Annotated in this window: 16 protein-coding genes, 1 pseudogene and 1 riboswitch; of the genes and pseudogenes, 10 read left to right on the forward strand and 7 right to left on the reverse strand. The window is 40.3% G+C overall.

The window, feature by feature from the left end:
• Positions 1–107: 107 nt before the first annotated feature.
• The 3 genes from GO593_RS08400 (at position 108) to GO593_RS08410 (ending at position 2870) form a co-directional block, all read left to right on the forward strand.
• Positions 108–1112: a DUF4062 domain-containing protein gene (locus GO593_RS08400; RefSeq protein ID WP_000887653.1), complete on the forward strand. Its 1005-nt coding sequence runs from the start codon at positions 108–110 to the stop codon at positions 1110–1112.
• 73 nt (positions 1113–1185) lie between these two features.
• Positions 1186–2202, forward strand: a complete 1017-nt coding sequence (gene hemH, locus GO593_RS08405; protein WP_000007335.1) for a ferrochelatase — start codon at positions 1186–1188, stop codon at positions 2200–2202.
• A 23-nt stretch (positions 2203–2225) separates the two neighbouring features.
• Positions 2226–2870, forward strand: a complete 645-nt coding sequence (locus tag GO593_RS08410) for an MBL fold metallo-hydrolase (protein ID WP_000942275.1) — start codon at positions 2226–2228, stop codon at positions 2868–2870.
• Here GO593_RS08410 and GO593_RS08415 read toward each other — a convergent pair.
• Positions 2867–3061 carry a DNA gyrase inhibitor YacG gene (locus GO593_RS08415; RefSeq protein WP_001138289.1) on the reverse strand — a complete coding sequence of 65 codons (195 nt, stop codon included), beginning with the start codon at positions 3059–3061 and terminating at the stop codon, positions 2867–2869. The two genes, GO593_RS08410 and GO593_RS08415, sit on opposite strands and share 4 nt — an antisense overlap.
• Before the next feature lie 87 nt (positions 3062–3148).
• On the opposite strand from GO593_RS08415, the gene GO593_RS08420 reads away from it, so the two are divergent.
• The 4 genes from GO593_RS08420 (at position 3149) to crcB (ending at position 6086) form a co-directional block, all read left to right on the forward strand.
• Positions 3149–3787 carry a class I SAM-dependent methyltransferase gene (locus tag GO593_RS08420; RefSeq protein WP_001984526.1) on the forward strand — a complete coding sequence of 213 codons (639 nt, stop codon included), beginning with the start codon at positions 3149–3151 and terminating at the stop codon, positions 3785–3787.
• Complete coding sequence (locus GO593_RS08425; protein ID WP_000066776.1) at positions 3777–4982, forward strand: TIGR03862 family flavoprotein; 1206 nt, start codon at positions 3777–3779, stop codon at positions 4980–4982. Before GO593_RS08420 ends, GO593_RS08425 begins: the two co-directional genes overlap by 11 nt.
• Positions 4983–5059: 77 nt before the next feature.
• On the forward strand, positions 5060–5470 hold the full coding sequence (locus GO593_RS08430; RefSeq protein ID WP_000075982.1) for a GFA family protein: 411 nt from the start codon (positions 5060–5062) through the stop codon (positions 5468–5470).
• Between the two features lie 44 nt (positions 5471–5514).
• Positions 5515–5581: riboswitch (Fluoride riboswitch) on the forward strand.
• A 124-nt stretch (positions 5582–5705) separates the two neighbouring features.
• Entirely contained in the window at positions 5706–6086 is a 381-nt protein-coding gene (gene crcB, locus GO593_RS08435; protein ID WP_000291733.1) for a fluoride efflux transporter CrcB, read from the forward strand.
• 502 nt (positions 6087–6588) lie between these two features.
• On the opposite strand, the gene GO593_RS08440 is transcribed toward crcB, so the two are convergent.
• The 3 genes from GO593_RS08440 to GO593_RS08450 form a co-directional block, all read right to left on the reverse strand.
• Positions 6589–6921, reverse strand: coding sequence for a HopJ type III effector protein (locus GO593_RS08440; protein WP_000046495.1), 333 nt, complete (start codon positions 6919–6921; stop codon positions 6589–6591).
• Between the two features lie 252 nt (positions 6922–7173).
• Positions 7174–7428, reverse strand: a complete 255-nt coding sequence (locus tag GO593_RS08445; RefSeq protein ID WP_001224256.1) for a type B 50S ribosomal protein L31 — start codon at positions 7426–7428, stop codon at positions 7174–7176.
• 101 nt (positions 7429–7529) lie between these two features.
• On the reverse strand, positions 7530–8828 hold the full coding sequence (locus GO593_RS08450) for an ABC1 kinase family protein (RefSeq protein ID WP_001096917.1): 1299 nt from the start codon (positions 8826–8828) through the stop codon (positions 7530–7532).
• A 257-nt stretch (positions 8829–9085) separates the two neighbouring features.
• Here GO593_RS08450 and GO593_RS08455 point away from each other — a divergent pair.
• Together GO593_RS08455 and GO593_RS08460 are read left to right on the forward strand one after the other, a co-directional pair.
• Positions 9086–10333: pseudogene (locus GO593_RS08455) on the forward strand (SfnB family sulfur acquisition oxidoreductase).
• A gap of 33 nt (positions 10334–10366) precedes the next feature.
• Positions 10367–11617, forward strand: a complete 1251-nt coding sequence (locus GO593_RS08460; RefSeq protein ID WP_000205420.1) for an acyl-CoA dehydrogenase family protein — start codon at positions 10367–10369, stop codon at positions 11615–11617.
• Between the two features lie 34 nt (positions 11618–11651).
• Here the strand turns inward: GO593_RS08460 and abeM are convergent, their stop codons facing one another.
• Positions 11652–12998 carry a multidrug efflux MATE transporter AbeM gene (abeM, locus tag GO593_RS08465; protein ID WP_000073361.1) on the reverse strand — a complete coding sequence of 449 codons (1347 nt, stop codon included), beginning with the start codon at positions 12996–12998 and terminating at the stop codon, positions 11652–11654.
• 33 nt (positions 12999–13031) lie between these two features.
• The gene (locus GO593_RS08470) at positions 13032–13493 is read right to left on the reverse strand and encodes a DMT family transporter (RefSeq protein ID WP_001984522.1); all 462 of its coding nucleotides are present in this window, start codon (positions 13491–13493) and stop codon (positions 13032–13034) included.
• Positions 13494–13610: 117 nt separating this feature from the next.
• Between GO593_RS08470 and hemW the strand changes: the two genes are divergently transcribed.
• Positions 13611–14765, forward strand: a complete 1155-nt coding sequence (gene hemW, locus GO593_RS08475; RefSeq protein WP_000279709.1) for a radical SAM family heme chaperone HemW — start codon at positions 13611–13613, stop codon at positions 14763–14765.
• Between the two features lie 51 nt (positions 14766–14816).
• Here hemW and GO593_RS08480 read toward each other — a convergent pair whose 3' ends face one another.
• A complete protein-coding gene (locus GO593_RS08480) occupies positions 14817–15572 on the reverse strand; it encodes an SDR family oxidoreductase (protein WP_000207243.1) in 756 nt (251 codons plus the stop codon).
• Positions 15573–15668: the final 96 nt, after the last annotated feature.

Here is a 15668-nt window from a genome sequence, read left to right on the forward strand (position 1 = left end):
CATTCAGAAGAAAGCGTTTTTTTATATTTATTTTTCTTATTTGGGGCGGTTCATAATCTTGGCTGATTCAGGCCATATCAAGATTATGGGACGATAAGGGTATTGCTATGCTCGATACACGCTATCAGATTTTTATTTCAACCTCAGGTCGCGAGATGCAACCTGAATTTATGGTTCTTTCCCAAACTTTAGTCAATATGGGATTTTTTGCTTGGGGGTTAGAATATAGAAATCCTCTAACAACGACGCTTGCCCGTCGGCAAATTGATGAGTCGGATTATGTTGTTTTGCTGCTGGGTAGTCAGTATGGGGAGCAATCAATTTCAGGGGCGAGTTATTTTTCTTTAGAGTACGAATATGCCTTAAGTCGCGCGAAGCCCATTGTCGTCTTTATGCATGAACAACCTGAAAGTCGTGATAAGCATTTACAAGAGACTCATCCGCAGCTTAAAGAGAAATTTCTGGCATTTCGAAAAAAGTTATTACATGAAGCGAATCATATTTTTTATTTTAAAAGCCCACGTGATTTAGAACTTGCTGTTCGTTTAAATATGCCTTTAATGGTTGAACAATATATGGGACAAGGTTGGGTGCCTGCACGCCAAGCGCATCATTTGGAAGATGAAATTAATCGATTAAAAAGTAAAGTTTTACAACTAGAACAACAGCTAGCAGAATCATCAATTCAAGCAAATGAAGTGGCACCGCAAGATGTTTTTGCTTTTGAATATCAAATTCAGGCTTTTCAAGATGGCAACTTTAAAGAGCTTAAGCGCCAGAGACAAATGACTTGGTCTCAACTGTTAAGTATTTTGGCTAAACATTTTGAGACAGCCATGCCAGAAGAGAACTTTGGGACTTGCCTCAATGAGTATTTAAATCAGGACGGGTTAGAAGACGCTCGCCAAGAGTTGCCTAGAGCCCATGCAGTGGCAGGTGCACAAATTAATCATAAAGCCCTGTTTCGTATTAAAAAGCAAATGCAATCACAAGGATGGATTGTTCCAACCAAGATTGATCAACAACATAGTTTATGGAAAGTAACGACCAAAGCCCAAAAGCTCTTGCTCAGTTATAAATGGAATCATCGGAGTACTCGATTAAAAGCTTAGAGCGATTCAATTTAGATATGACCATGAAAGCTGTTACATTAGTGTCATAAGATGAATTGAAAGGCATTTACACATGTCGTTTGAACAAAAACCGAAAGTTACTGTCATTTTAGCGAATTTAGGTACACCGGATGAGGCAACTGTCCCAGCGGTGCGCCGTTTTTTAAAACAGTTTTTATCTGATCCACGTGTAATTGAAATTCCAAAATTCATTTGGTGGATTATTTTAAATCTGTTTGTTTTGCCTTTTCGCCCAAAAAGAGTAGCGCATGCCTATGCTTCGGTATGGTCTACCGATTCACCAATGCGTGAAATTGTATTTGAGCAAACTCAACGTGTGCAGGCTTATTTAGAGCGTGAAAATAAACAGTTTGATTTAACTGTGTTGCCCGCTATGACTTATGGTAATCCGGGTATTGATGCAGTTTTAGAAAAATTGTCGGCTCATCCACAAGAGCATGTCATTTTACTGCCTTTATTTCCTCAATATTCTGCGACATCGACTGCCCCATTATATGATGCTTTTGCTAAGTGGATTCCTACTCAGCGAAATTTGCCGGGTCTGACCATTATTAAAGATTATTATCAACATCCAATGTTTATTCAGGCGTTGGCAGAAAGTGTTCTAGCTTACCAAGAGCAACATGGAAAACCTGAAAAACTGTTGATGTCATTTCACGGTATTCCACAGCCTTATGCAGACAAAGGCGACCCTTATGCAGACCGTTGCCGTATTACAGCAAAGTTAGTCGCTGAAGCTTTGCATTTAAAAGATGATGAATGGGCAATTAGTTTCCAATCACGTTTTGGCAAACAAGAATGGGTGAAACCTTATACTGATCAACTTTTACAAGATTGGGCGAAGCAGGGCGTTAAGTCTGTTCAGGTCTTAAGCCCAGCTTTTTCTGCTGACTGTTTAGAAACGCTTGAAGAGCTCGCTATTCAAAATGCTGAGTTATTTCAGCAAGCTGGTGGTGGTAGCTATGCTTACATCCCTGCTTTAAACAGTGATCAAGCGCATATTGATTTGCTTGCAGGTTTAGTTCAGGCTAATCTTGATGCCCTTACCCATACCTTAGCCCACCGTTAATTGCGTTTTAGCCAGAGGTTTTTATGCTGCAAGTCAAAATTGTTCCAGTTACTGCTTTTGCTCAAAATTGTTCTTTAGTTTGGGACAGTGAAACAAAAGAAGCAGTTTTGATTGATGCAGGCGGCGATGCTGCTGTTTTGAAAAAAGAAGTAGAAGCCTTAGGTTTAAAAGTAAAAGCGTTATGGCTTACTCATGGGCATTTAGATCACGCTGGGGCTGTAGGTGAACTCGCAAAAGAGTGGAGTGTTCCTGTTGTTGGTCCGCATAAAGAAGATCAGTTCTGGCTAGATATGATTCAGGAAGTTTCGGCACGTTATGGTTTTCCAATCCCACAGCCTGTAAAAGTCGATCAATGGCTTGAAGGCGGTGAAGTGCTAAAACTGGGTGAAGATGAGTTTGAGGTACGTTTTGCACCAGGACATACACCAGGTCACGTCATGTTCTATAACAAGAATCATGGTTTACTCTGGACTGGCGATGTCCTGTTTAAAGGCTCAATTGGAAGAACAGATTTTCCACGTGGTAATCATGAGCAACTGATTGAATCAATTCAGCGTGAGTGTTTTAGCTTACCAGATGAAACCCAGTTTATTTCTGGACATGGGCCAATGAGTACCATTGGCTATGAAAAACAATTTAACCCGTTTGTCGCAGGTAAGGCGGGTTAATCCTCATAATCATCTTCATGCTGACTACCCTTGTCTTGCTGAGGAGCATCTTGGGTAGGCAGTCTATATTCATCGTTTGCCCAAGCGCCTAAATCAATAAGTTTGCAACGTTCAGAACAAAACGGGCGAAATTCATTACCTTCCCAAACACTTGGTTCACCACAGCGTGGGCAGGGAAATGTACGTGGCATAAAGCAGTAACCTCAAAGTGAAGAGAAATAGATTAGGCAAAAGTCAGGTGACTTGTTAGACTTGTGCCGATTTTTATTTAGTTTGATGTGATTATGCAGATTCGTCAATTTCAAGCACAACGTATGCAAGCGCCTCGCGATTTTACCCCAATTGAAAATACTCCGATTTGTGTAGAAATTGGAGCAGGCAAAGGTAAACATGCTTTGCTATTTAGTGGGCAAAATCCTCAGCACACGTTATATGCAATTGAACGAACTAGAGAAAAATTCTTGGCCATGCAAAAGCAGCATGGTTTGGAGCCAAGAGATAATTTAATCCCTGTGCATGCAGATGCTTTACCTTGGGTTGTACATGCTCTATATCCTGCTCAAGTAGAACATTTCTTTATCCTCTATCCGAACCCAGAACCTCATAATCCGGCACAACGCTGGTTGAACATGCCATTTTTTGAGTTCCTGTTATCACGCCTGAAAACAGGTGGAACGATTACATTGGCAAGTAATATTCCTGAATATATTGAAGAAGCTGAACAACAGTTATTAAACGTGTGGAAGCTGCCTTACCAAAAAGAAAAAATTGCGCAAACTTCTGCACGTACTCATTTTGAAATTAAATATTTAGAGCGTGGCGAGCTTTGCCAGCAGCTTATTATGACCAAGCCTGAAGGTTATAACACTCGTTTTGATGAGTTTGCACCGCTACAAGGGCAAATACATGTCGAATAAGCGGATTGCCATTATTGGTGCGGGGCCGGCTGGGTTAATGGCAGCTGAGGTACTGAGTCAGTATGCTTATGAAATTGATGTGTTTGAGCAAAAACCTTCGGCTGCGCGTAAGTTTCTGATGGCTGGTAAAACAGGGCTAAATATCTCGCATGCTGAACCATTACCCCAGTTCATTGAACGTTATGACCATGCAGAATGGCTCAAACCGTGGGTTGAAAAATGGGATGCAGTCTGGATTCAGAACTGGATGAAAGGATTGGGAATAGACTCGTATGTGGGTAGTTCCGGTCGTATTTTTCCTGTTGAAATGAAAGCTGCTCCTTTGCTTCGCGCTTGGTTAAAACGGTTAGCAGAACAGCAGGTTAAATTCTTTTATCGTCATCGTTGTATTAATTTGCAAGGTACAACAGTGACTTTAGAAAACCAAAATAAACAGAACACTGCAACCTTTACCCAGCAATACGATGCAGTCGTGTTGGCTTGTGGAGCTGTCTCTTGGTCTCAATTGGGCAGTGATGGTGCTTGGCAACAATGGATGGATCAATCTTGTATTGAACCTTTTCAAGCAAGTAATGCAGGGGTATTGCATACTTGGTCAGCTTTTATGGAAAGCTGTTTTGGTGAGCCTTTAAAGCGTATCAATGCGTGGGTTGAACCCAGCCAAGTTACTCATGGTGATATTGTGATTACTCACTACGGTTTAGAAAGTGGGGTCATTTATAAACTCGGACGTGCCTTAAGAGAACAACAAAAACAAGGAAAAAGCTTAAATCTATTTTTAGATTTATTGCCTGATGTAGAGCTTACACAGTTAGTTAAAAAGTTACAGGCTAGCAAAAAGCAATCGCTCACCAATATCTGGCGTAAAGCAGGCTTAGACACAGCTAAAATTAACTTAATTAGAGAAGTGGTTGATAAAGCACTATGGAGTCAACCAGAGACGATGGCGCAAAAAATGAAAGCACTTCAAATTAAGTTAGATGGCTTTAGGCCTATTGAAGAAGCGATTAGCTGTGCTGGTGGTGTTAAGCAAGATGCATTAACTGAAAGTTTAGAGTTGAAACAAACCTCAGGTGTTTTTTGCTGTGGCGAAATGCTGGATTGGGATGCTCCTACAGGGGGATATTTGCTGACAGCATGCTTTGCTACGGGACGAGCAGCTAGTGAAGGTGTGCATTCATTCTTAGAGAAATAACAACGAATTCGGTGCTATGTTTGATATGTGAAAAGTGTTATTTTTGAGCGATCAATAATAATAGGAGCCGGAATCGTATGTCTCAAGCATCGCCAGTCTATCAGGGAAGTTGTTTATGTCAGGGTATTCGCTATGAAATTAAAGGCGATATCGGAGATATTATCCAATGCCATTGTCAACGCTGCCGAAAATCCAATGGAACAGCATTTGCAACGAATGCTCCTATCAATAGTGCAGATTTTAAAATTACGCAAGGTGAAGACCTTATCAAAAAATTTGCTGTGAATGGTGTGTACCGTTGGTTTTGTAGCGAATGTGGTTCACCGCTTATTAGCTCGCGTGATGCTCAGCCTGAACTGTATCGTTTAAGAATTGGGACACTAGATACACCATTAGACCAAAAGCCGACAATGCATATTTTTGCTGCTTCAAAGGCAGAGTGGGAATGCATTCATGACGATTTACCGCAATATGATGAACGTCCATGATTTAAAAAGTATGTTTTAATCAAATTGTAGATGATTTAATATACTTAAAACAGGGAGATGGCATTCCTCCCTTGAAAAACCGCCGTATTGGCTAATGATGCCTACGTTACCCTCATGTATTTATAACGCTGGGTACGTAGGTTATTGCGTACTCTGCTTATTTTTGGAGTGCGCCATGTCACATTTCCCATCATTTTTGTTTGCTCTTTTAGCATCTCACTAAAGGGGTGGTTCTATGTATTATCCTTTACTTTCAATTGCCTTAGGTTCAGTTCTTGGGGCGTGGTTGCGCTGGTTTTTAGGTTTAAAACTGAACCCGATTTATCCGCAAATTCCGTTGGGTACTGTTACTGTTAATTTGGTCGGTGGCTTTATTATTGGTTTTGCGATGGCTTATTTTGCTCATAGCGATTTGAGCCCGAACTATAAACTTTTCGTAATCACAGGTTTTTGTGGCGCTTTAACTACATTCTCAACTTTCTCAATTGAGATCGTCACCTTATTACAAAGTGGTAAGTGGGGAATGGCAATGTTGGCCATTTCTATTCATTTAATTGGGTCTTTAATTTTTACGTGTTTGGGGTTGGCGACTTGTTATTGGGTAGCGGGGCATTGAGTTTTTATATTTAAGAATTGACCATGATTTCAAGTTGTGAGAGCTCATCGAAGTTGAGTGTTGGGTAGGATTTTCACGACGGAGTCTTATCGTTGAGTTATCTAATGGAAGCAGCTAATTAAGTTACTTTGGTTTTGCCCAAAGTAACCAAAGGCATCTGTCATTCGCAGAACCTGTTCACTGAATCCATTTATCTTATGCTTTGCAAAAACAATCTTTTATTGACACTACGCAGGCTGCGAATGACGTTATCGCGTATCAAATGTAAGAGGCTAATAAAATAATTAAGAAAAATAAGGCATTTACTATCGTGACAGACGGCATGGATGCCGTCGTTTCGCTGTGCTACATGGATGTAGCATCAGCGCAACAAAGGATTTTTGTTACTTTTCATCCTTGAAAAGTAAGCTTAGCCTATACAATCCATCATTTGGATATCACTTCCATTTAAGGCAGTGCTCATAATAAAAATTAAGTCGTTTCTATTATTTATTTAAATCTATTACTTTTCAGTTAAAGCCTGACCTTCAAACTTCACACCATCCCAACCATTTTGCATAAACTGACGAATATTTTGGTGGTCAGTTCCCTCTGGGGTAGCCAATACAGATGCGTAGTGCTCTGCAAATAAACTTAAAGTTTGTGCTTGGTCTAAACCTTGTAACTTGGCAAAAGAGAAAACTTTCGCACTGCCTTGATTTTCAGTTGCAGCGTTATGCTGTGCGCCATTTTGAAAAGCTGTTGGAGTATGTTGGTAGCGTGCTTCAATATAAGCTAAAACATCTGAAAATTTTGCTGTGCCTGCTTGTAATTGGGCAAGTAACTCTTGTGCCATAATCTTAAACTTCCTATCAAATGGGGCTTAAGCATAGCATTGAATACATGTTTTGAAAGCTTGAGAGCTATAAAAAATGATGGGTTGTTGAGAAAAATCAGAAGCGTTCTTGTGAAAATTGTGGATAAGTTTAACTTTATACACACCTTAGAAAATCATTAAAAAATGCACATAAAAAAAGAAGCCTAAGTGGAGGAGATGAGTCTTAGGCTTCCAATGGTTTAAGTGTATTGGTTAAAACTTAACGTAAGATTAACTCTTACGATTAAAGCGAGCGAAGCGTTTGTTAAAGCTTGCAACACGCCCTTCATTACTTGCTTGACGTACTTCACCTGTGTAGAACGGGTGTGATGCACTTGAAATATCAAGAGTCACATAAGGATAGACTTGTCCTTGATATTCTTTGGTTTGTTTAGTCTGAATGGTACTACCAATTAAGAAGTACACGTCTGCATTGGTGTCATGAAATAACACTTGTTGGTAAGCAGGATGAATATCTTTACGCATGAGAAATTGTCCTAAATTATTTTTGATTAAAGAAATGTTATAACATAACATTAAATAAGTCAATGTAACCCTAAAAAGGCTACATTGATAAGTAAATTAAGTTAGTTAGAAAGTGGTACAAGCTCTTCAAATAGATCGTTAAGATTGTCATGCACTTTTAAGTGAATGAGGTTCCAGTAGTGTCCTGAAATGGTTCTATTGACCATTAATGTATCTGGTGAAGGCTTAAAGACATCCCAATATTTTAAAGATTTCTTCACGAGTAGCATGCCATCATGATGTGATGAGTTCTCTGCAAAATCATAGGTTGTGGTAAGCGGGCGCAATAACACTTCAATCCAGAGTTTATAAAGATCGCTCGGGAATTTACCTTTTTCTGCTAGTGAATGTAGTTCGAGTAATTCTGTTTCAATTAAGTCGATATCTTCATGGCGAGCTGCATTCACCAGTCGTTTGAAACTATACACAATTTCATTGGAAAGTGTTTTAACACTGCCATAGTCATAAATAATCACACTACCATCTTGGCGGAAGGCAAAGTTACCTGGGTGGGGGTCACAGTGGAAACGTTTTAAAAAGAACATTTCTTGACCTAAAGCGCGGATTAGACGACGGCCAATTGTGTTTCGAATTTCGATAGGCCAAGAACTAGCAGTTTCAATGCTGTCACCTTGTTCAAGGCTTAAGGTTAAAATACGTCTTGAAGAGTAATCTTTATAAACAGTCGGGATAATAATTTTGTCGTCTAATTTACTATGAAAAGTTTTAAAGACTTCAAGATTTTGAGCTTCGATTTCATAGTTAAGCTCTGCTGATAGACTATCTTGAATCTCTGCAAAAAGCTGATCTTGTAGCTTTTTATCAATCTTAAGTACACCCATTAAGCGAAGGGCTAAACGTACTTGTTTTAAATCACTTTCACAGGCTTCATCAACACCGGGATATTGAACTTTAACCACAACTTGTTCGCCACTTGGCAGAACAGCTTTGTGAACTTGCCCAATCGATGCAGCAGCAAAAGGTTCTTGTTCAAAAGATTTAAAGGCAACATTCAGTGGTTTGCCAAGCTCACGTTCAACTTGTTGCTGAATCGCTGCAAAAGGCATAGCTGGAGCTTGGCGTTGTAGTTTTGATATCGCTTTGGCGACTTCGGGCGGGAAGATATCTTTATATTGCGATGCAATTTGTCCGACCTTCATGACCGCACCTTTCATTTCTCCCAAGGTGTCTGCAATTTGAAGTCCGATATCTTGAAATAATTTTGTTTTTGCAGCCAGTTTCTGTTCTTCATCCGCAGTCAGGTTTCGAATCGAGTTAGAAACGGTTTTTGTTGCAATGCTCGCGGTCATTCCTGCAAGTTTCATAAATCGTTTGCCAGGTGAACTTGCATTCTTTGCCATATCTTCGATACCTCATTGACTACAACATAATATTGCCTAGGTTTGATCATAGGTGACAAAACTTAAAAAGCCTATAAGAAATTGTTTATCTCCTGTAAGAAAATTTTCGAAAAACAAAATGTTATTTTTATAGTAAAAAATATGAAAAGCTTTTGAAAATTCATTTCATAAACAAAGCTTTAATATCTATAAAGTCGCTGTTTTTTTAGTGCTAAGGTGAAGGGCATGTTAAATAAGAAATAGAGACAATAAAACTTATGACCAGTCTAAATTCGTCCTATGGGCGCTCTCAAGCGGTTCCTTTATCTGTATTCGAGCAGTCGAAAGACGCACATATTATTCGTTCTGATGAAGAGGCAATAGAGATTGCCAAGCAACTTGCTCAAGAATTTGCCCAAGAAGCATCAGATCGAGATAGAGAGCGCCGTTTACCCTTAAATGAAATTCAACAGTTCTCACAAAGTGGCTTGTGGGCCATTACAGTACCTAAGCAATTTGGTGGGGCGCAAGTCAAGTATCGAACTTTAGCGGAAGTGATCAAAACAATTGCGAGTGTTGACCCTTCTCTTGCTCAGTTGCCTCAAAACCACTTGGCTTTTATTGAACATTTAAGACTAGATGCGAAACCTGAACAGCAACAGTTCTTCTTTAACTTGGTGTTAAGAGGAATTCGTTTTGGCAATGCATTTTCCGAAAAACACAGTAAGACAGTAGCAGACCTCACTACCACATTACGAAAGACCGAGCATGGTTATGAAATTAATGGCAAGAAATTCTTTGCAACGGGTGCCTTGCTCGCACATTGGATTCCAATTGTTGCTGTAAATGAACTAGGACAACCTTATGCTGCACTTGTGCCACGTGAAACATCTGGGGTCAATATTATTAATGACTGGTCTGGTTTTGGACAACGTACTACAGCTAGTGGCACGGTAGAGCTGAATCAGGTGCCAGTACGTGAAGAATATCTAGTTCCAATTTACCAAGCATTTGAGCGCCCAACACCAGCAGGTGCTATTTCTCAGTTTATTCAGGCTGCGGTCGATGCCGGTATTGCGCGTGGTGCAATTGAAGAAACGATTCAATATGTCAAAAACCATAGCCGTGCATGGATTGATTCAGGTCTGGAAAAAGCCAGTGATGACCCTTACACAATTGCAAATATTGGTGACCTAAAAATCAAACTGCGTGCAGCAGAAGCGGTATTGGATTTGGCTGGAGATGCAATTGATCAGGCCATTGCCGATACCACCGAAGAACATGTAAACCAAGCCACCCTATTGGTTGCCGAGGCAAAAGTACTCACCACAGAAATTGCTATTTTGGCAGCCAATAAACTTTTTGAGTTGTCGGGTACGCGTTCTACTTTATCTGAACTCAACCTTGACCGTCACTGACGCAATGCCCGTACCCACACTTTGCATGACCCCGTGCGTTGGAAATATCACATTGTTGGTAACTATTATCTCAATGGAGTTCAGCCACCTCGTCATGCATGGAGCTAAATTGAAAGAAAAAACAAAATTAGGAGAATAACGATGACAACAGCTCAAATTGAATTAGAAGAACTGTCGGTCGGTGCTGATTACGAAAAGGTTGCAAACAGATTTCGTCCCATTTTTGAAAAAATTGCACAAGGTGCAATTCAACGGGAAAAAGAGCGAATCTTGCCTTTTGAGCCGATTCAGTGGTTAAAAGAAGCCAAGTTGGGCGCTGTACGAATACCCCGTAAATATGGTGGAGATGGGGTTTCATTACCTCAACTGTTCCAGCTTTTGGCAGAGTTAGCAGAAGCTGATTCCAATATTGTGCAAGCTTTACGAGGTCATTTCGCATTTGTTGAAGACCGCTTGGTTGCTCATAAAGAGCATTCTCAGGAAGTCTGGTTTCAGCGCTTTGTACAAGGTGATTTAGTCGGGAATGCGTGGACAGAAGTTGGAAACGTACAGATCGGCGATGTCGTTACTCGTGTCACCAAAGACGCTTCGGGTAACTTGGTGGTAAATGGTGAAAAGTACTATTCAACAGGAAGTATTTTTGCAGACTGGATTGATTTATTTGCTTACGATGAAGTAAATGACCGTCATGTGATTGCTGCTATTTACCGCCATGAAACAGGGGTGAGCGTGATTGATGACTGGGATGGTTTTGGTCAAAAGACAACGGGCAGTGGTACTTTAAAAGTACATCAGGTTCATTTGCCAGCTTCACACCTTATTCCATTTGACCAACGTTTTAAATATCAGACCGCTTTTTATCAGGTGGTGCATCTTGCAACTTTAACGGGTATTGCGCGTGCCGCGGTTGAGACATTTAGTCAGGAAATTCGTGAACGTAAACGTATTTTTAGTCATGGTAATGGTGACTTGGTTCGTCACGACCCACAAGTTTTACAAGTGGTCGGCAAAGCCTCAGCTCAAGCGTATGCAAGTGAAGCAATTACCTTAAAAACCGCTGAGGTACTGCAAAAAGCCTATGAAAGCCATTTTGCTGAATCCGAAGTGAAAGAGCATCAGTTCAATGTGGATGCCGAGCTTGAATCGGCACAAGGACAGGTGGTGATTTCTAATCTAGTACTCGATTTAACAAGCCAGTTATTTAATGCCTTAGGGGCCTCGGCGAGTAGCCAAGTGAAACAACTTGACCGTTTCTGGCGTAATGCTCGGACTGTGTCTTCACATAATCCGCTTATTTACAAAGAAAAAGTGATTGGAGATTGGGAAGTAAACCGTACGGATTTACCATTTGTCTGGCAAATTGGAGCAAGCCCACGGGCAAAATCTGCATAAAATAAAAAAAGCCGATGTTTCATCGGCTTTTTTATTAGGTTTGACTTAAACGTTTGGTATTCAAATAGAGTCGTGATAGCAATAAAACACAGGCAATACTTAAACCAATAATTAAACCTAACCACACACCAGCTACGCCCCAATCGGTATAACGCGCTAAATAAAGACCGATTGGAAAAGCAATTACCCAATACGCCATTAAGGTGATCCACATCGGTGCCTGAGTATCTTGCATACCTCTTAAACAGCCGGCAGCGCTGACTTGTAGAGCATCCATTAATTGATATGCCATTGCAAACCAGAGCAAATACATGGCAACCGGCACAACATTTATATCTTGAGTATAAACCGAGACAATTTGTTCACGGCCTAAAGCAATAAAAGACATGGTCAATAGAGCAAAAAATACTGCTGTGCTTAGACCAATTTTCTGTACTTGGTACATGGAAGCCCAGTTCTTTTCACCATAATACGTCCCCACGCGAATGGTTAAAGCAATGGCAAGAGAAAGTGGAATCATAAACAGTACCGAAGTGACTGAAATTGCTACTTGGTGTGCGGCAATAAAGACTTCCCCTAGAGGGCTAAGGACCAATGCCCCTGTACTAAAAATACTCACTTCAAAAAACACAGCTAAACCAATTGGCAGGCCGAGCTGTAAAATTCTTTTAACCCAAGTCAGGCTAATTTTATCGAATCTGCTAAAAATAGATGTGTTTCGATAAGCCGAAGCCTTATAAATATAGCCTGCTAACGTAATGAGCATCAGCCACTGTAAAATGGATGTTGCAAAACCACAGCCTGCGCTACCCAAAGCAGGTATTGGTCCTAAGCCATACATAAAAATCATGTTAAGCGGGATTAAAACCACTAAGGCTAGTAAGCTAATGACCGTGACAGGGCGGGGATGGCCTAATGCTTCGGAATAGCCTCGGAGCGCTGCATACATGGTTACAGCGGGCATACCCAAACCAATTGCATGTAAGAATAAACTGGCTTTAGGTTGTAAACTTTCTGGTACGCCAAACACATGTAAGAAAAATGGCATAAGCTGCAAAATGAGCATTGCCAATACCCCTAGAATTACTGCAACCCATAATGATTGGCGGACAATCACTGGAATTTGCTCTGTATTTCTAGCGCCTTTTGCTTCGGCAACTAATGGTGTGGTTGCAATCATGATGCCACTGAACAAGAGCATGACTGGAATCCATAAGCCTACACCTACCGCAATAGCGGCTAAGTCTGCGGCAGATAAATGCCCAGCCATAATGGTATCAATTAACCCGAACCCTGCTTGAGCAAACTGCGTAATTAAAATAGGTAACATTAAATGGAAGAGTTGTTTTAATTCAGACCGAAACGACGTGACATTCGACACAAAAGGTACTCTTTATAAATATAAAAAATGAAACTAGCGTTGCAAGGTAAGTAATACACCAACAAAGATGACCACTCCACCTAGAAACCGTTGCCATGTAACAGGTGTCTTTTCGGTACCTAACCAGCCAAAATGGTCAAGTAACATAGAAATGACCAATTGCCCAAAAACGACTAACCCTGTAAAGGTTAAAAAACCAAGCTTAGGTGCAGTATAAATGCTCATGCTAATTGCATAAACCCCAAGAAATCCTCCGGTCCAGAGAAGCCATGGAATATTGGATATTTCACTTAAACTCGGTTTCTCGGCACTTTGGAAGAACACCATAATGGCTAAGACGATAGTACCTATGAAAAATGATAACAATGCTGCTTGCAATGGTGAGTGTAATTGCTCACGAAGCTGAGCATTAATTGCAGTCTGAAAAGCCATGGCAACACCGATTCCCATAGCTAAGGGTAAGATCAGGAAAAGTTGACTAGAGAATTTCATCATTTTTATCAATATTTAAGTATGTTTAAAAACAGTCTAAAGCAATTAAGGTATGTTTTCATAAGCCCATTGATGCAGTCATGTTAAAATAGAAATATTGTGTAAATTGGACCCTGTTCCTTGGCCGTATTAAATCCTGCTTCTGTTCCTTTATCTTTATATATCCACATGCCTTGGTGCGTGCGTAAATGTCCCTATTGCGACTTTAACTCACATGCGGTGCCTGATGGTGCGCTTTCGGCAGAACTCGAGCAAACTTATTTAAAAGCATTGGTAGCCGACTTTGAAACTCAAGTCGAGATGGCACAAGGACGTTCAATTCACAGTGTATTTATTGGTGGTGGAACACCTTCACTTATTTCTGCTAAAGGTTATGCATGGCTATTTGAACAGCTTAAATCGCTGCTTAACTTTGAAGATGACTGTGAAATTACTTTAGAAGCTAATCCGGGAACACTAGAACATGACCCGTTTGCAGGCTATTTAGAAGCAGGAATTAATCGTTTATCGATTGGTGTACAGACTTTTAATACCGATCACCTGCAAAAGCTTGGGCGTATTCATTCAGCCAACAATGCTATGGATGCAATTGAGCAGGCACGACAAGCAGGTTTTAAGCGAGTTAATGTCGATTTGATGCATGGCTTGCCAGAACAAACACTAGAGCAAGCACTTTATGATTTAAAGACGGCTGTAGAGCATGGTGCGACACATATCAGTTGGTATCAACTGACCATTGAGCCAAATACCGTATTTTTCCGAACACAGCCTGTTTTACCTCAAGATGAGGTGTTAGAAGATATTCAAGAGCAAGGTGAAGCCTATCTAAAAGCAAATGGCTTTATCAATTATGAAGTGTCAGCTTGGCGTAAAGAGCAGCCTTCAGCTCATAATTTAAATTATTGGCAATTTGGTGATTATCTTGCGATTGGTGCAGGAGCACATGGCAAAGTAACCCGACCGGATGGTGTATATCGTTTTCAAAAGACTCGTTTACCTAAAGACTATTTGGCTAAGGTTCCAGCCGAACATTTGCAAATGAAAAAGATTGAAGCAGATGAACTACCTTTTGAGTTTATGATGAACGCTTTACGTTTAAATGATGGCGTAAAAGCTGAGTTATATGAACAGCGCACAGGCTTAATTTTAGATGATTTAAATGATCTGCTTACTTCATTGCGTTCGAGAGAGTTATTGGTAGAGGATAGCGGTCGTTTGGCTTGTACAGAGCAGGGGCATATTTTCTTAAACTCGGTACTCGAAGAGTTCTTATAATCAAAGCATTATAAAGAAAAAGCCGCACGATGAGATGCGGCTTTTGTAATTTTAGCGGGTGGTATAACCACCATTTGCGAAAATCGTCTGACCTGTAATCCACCAGCCGTCGGTGACTAAGAAGCGAACTAGAGGTTCAATATCTTCAATTTTAGTAAGTCCACCTAAAGCTGAAGCTGATTTATGGTAAGCGACTGCTTCGGCAGACTCTTGACCATAAAAGAATGGTGTGTCCATTGGTCCCGGTGCAACAGCAGTCACAGAAATTTGGCGATCTCCAAATTCTTTCGATGCAGCGCGGGTGTAATGCTCAACAGGTGCTTTTAAACCTTCATAGGTTGAATAGAACCCTGTGTAAGCAGCAAGAAGAGAGGTTACGATTGAACAGATTTTTCCGCCGTTATTTAAATGTCGACCCGCTGATTGAATAAAGAAATAGGCAATTTTTGAGTTGATATCACTCATGCTATCAAACTCTTGTTCGGTGGTTTCTAAAAACGGTTTTTTAAGGACTTTTCCGACGGTATTAATCGCAATATCGATACCACCAAAATGTTGTTTCGTATCTATAAACAGTTTTTCAATATTTTCAATATGAGTTAGATCTGCCTGAATTAGAATTGCATCTGCACCCAATGCTTTAACATCTGCTAAGGTCTGCTCTGCATCTGTCTGAGTTTCCGAACTATTATAATGAATTGCGATTTTTGCACCCTGTTCTGCAAATTTACGGCTAATGAGTCCGCCTAGGTTTTTAGCACCGCCAGTAATCAATACAACTTTATCTTTGAGGCTATGAGTTGTCATGATGATTGTTCCTATGATGAATTGTTTTAGTGTTTTTAAGTCTAGATTGGCAGTAATTTGTGATCAATTATGCTAGTTTGGTTTAACTATTCGGAA

Origin of the sequence: Acinetobacter baumannii, assembly GCF_009759685.1 — a bacterium.
Taxonomy (GTDB): domain Bacteria; phylum Pseudomonadota; class Gammaproteobacteria; order Pseudomonadales; family Moraxellaceae; genus Acinetobacter; species Acinetobacter baumannii.

What these genes read in the sequence shown, in the direction of transcription:
- GO593_RS08415 (WP_001138289.1), bottom strand. Translation starts at nt 3,061, where the DNA reads ATGCCACGTACATTTCCCTGCCCACGCTGTGGTGAACCAAGTGTTTGG.
- GO593_RS08460 (WP_000205420.1), top strand. Translation starts at nt 10,367, where the DNA reads ATGACAACAGCTCAAATTGAATTAGAAGAACTGTCGGTCGGTGCTGAT.
- GO593_RS08410 (WP_000942275.1), top strand. Translation starts at nt 2,226, where the DNA reads ATGCTGCAAGTCAAAATTGTTCCAGTTACTGCTTTTGCTCAAAATTGT.
- GO593_RS08480 (WP_000207243.1), bottom strand. Translation starts at nt 15,572, where the DNA reads ATGACAACTCATAGCCTCAAAGATAAAGTTGTATTGATTACTGGCGGT.
- GO593_RS08450 (WP_001096917.1), bottom strand. Translation starts at nt 8,828, where the DNA reads ATGGCAAAGAATGCAAGTTCACCTGGCAAACGATTTATGAAACTTGCA.
- GO593_RS08440 (WP_000046495.1), bottom strand. Translation starts at nt 6,921, where the DNA reads ATGGCACAAGAGTTACTTGCCCAATTACAAGCAGGCACAGCAAAATTT.
- GO593_RS08400 (WP_000887653.1), top strand. Translation starts at nt 108, where the DNA reads ATGCTCGATACACGCTATCAGATTTTTATTTCAACCTCAGGTCGCGAG.
- hemH (WP_000007335.1), top strand. Translation starts at nt 1,186, where the DNA reads ATGTCGTTTGAACAAAAACCGAAAGTTACTGTCATTTTAGCGAATTTA.
- GO593_RS08425 (WP_000066776.1), top strand. Translation starts at nt 3,777, where the DNA reads ATGTCGAATAAGCGGATTGCCATTATTGGTGCGGGGCCGGCTGGGTTA.
- GO593_RS08430 (WP_000075982.1), top strand. Translation starts at nt 5,060, where the DNA reads ATGTCTCAAGCATCGCCAGTCTATCAGGGAAGTTGTTTATGTCAGGGT.
- GO593_RS08470 (WP_001984522.1), bottom strand. Translation starts at nt 13,493, where the DNA reads ATGATGAAATTCTCTAGTCAACTTTTCCTGATCTTACCCTTAGCTATG.
- GO593_RS08445 (WP_001224256.1), bottom strand. Translation starts at nt 7,428, where the DNA reads ATGCGTAAAGATATTCATCCTGCTTACCAACAAGTGTTATTTCATGAC.
- crcB (WP_000291733.1), top strand. Translation starts at nt 5,706, where the DNA reads ATGTATTATCCTTTACTTTCAATTGCCTTAGGTTCAGTTCTTGGGGCG.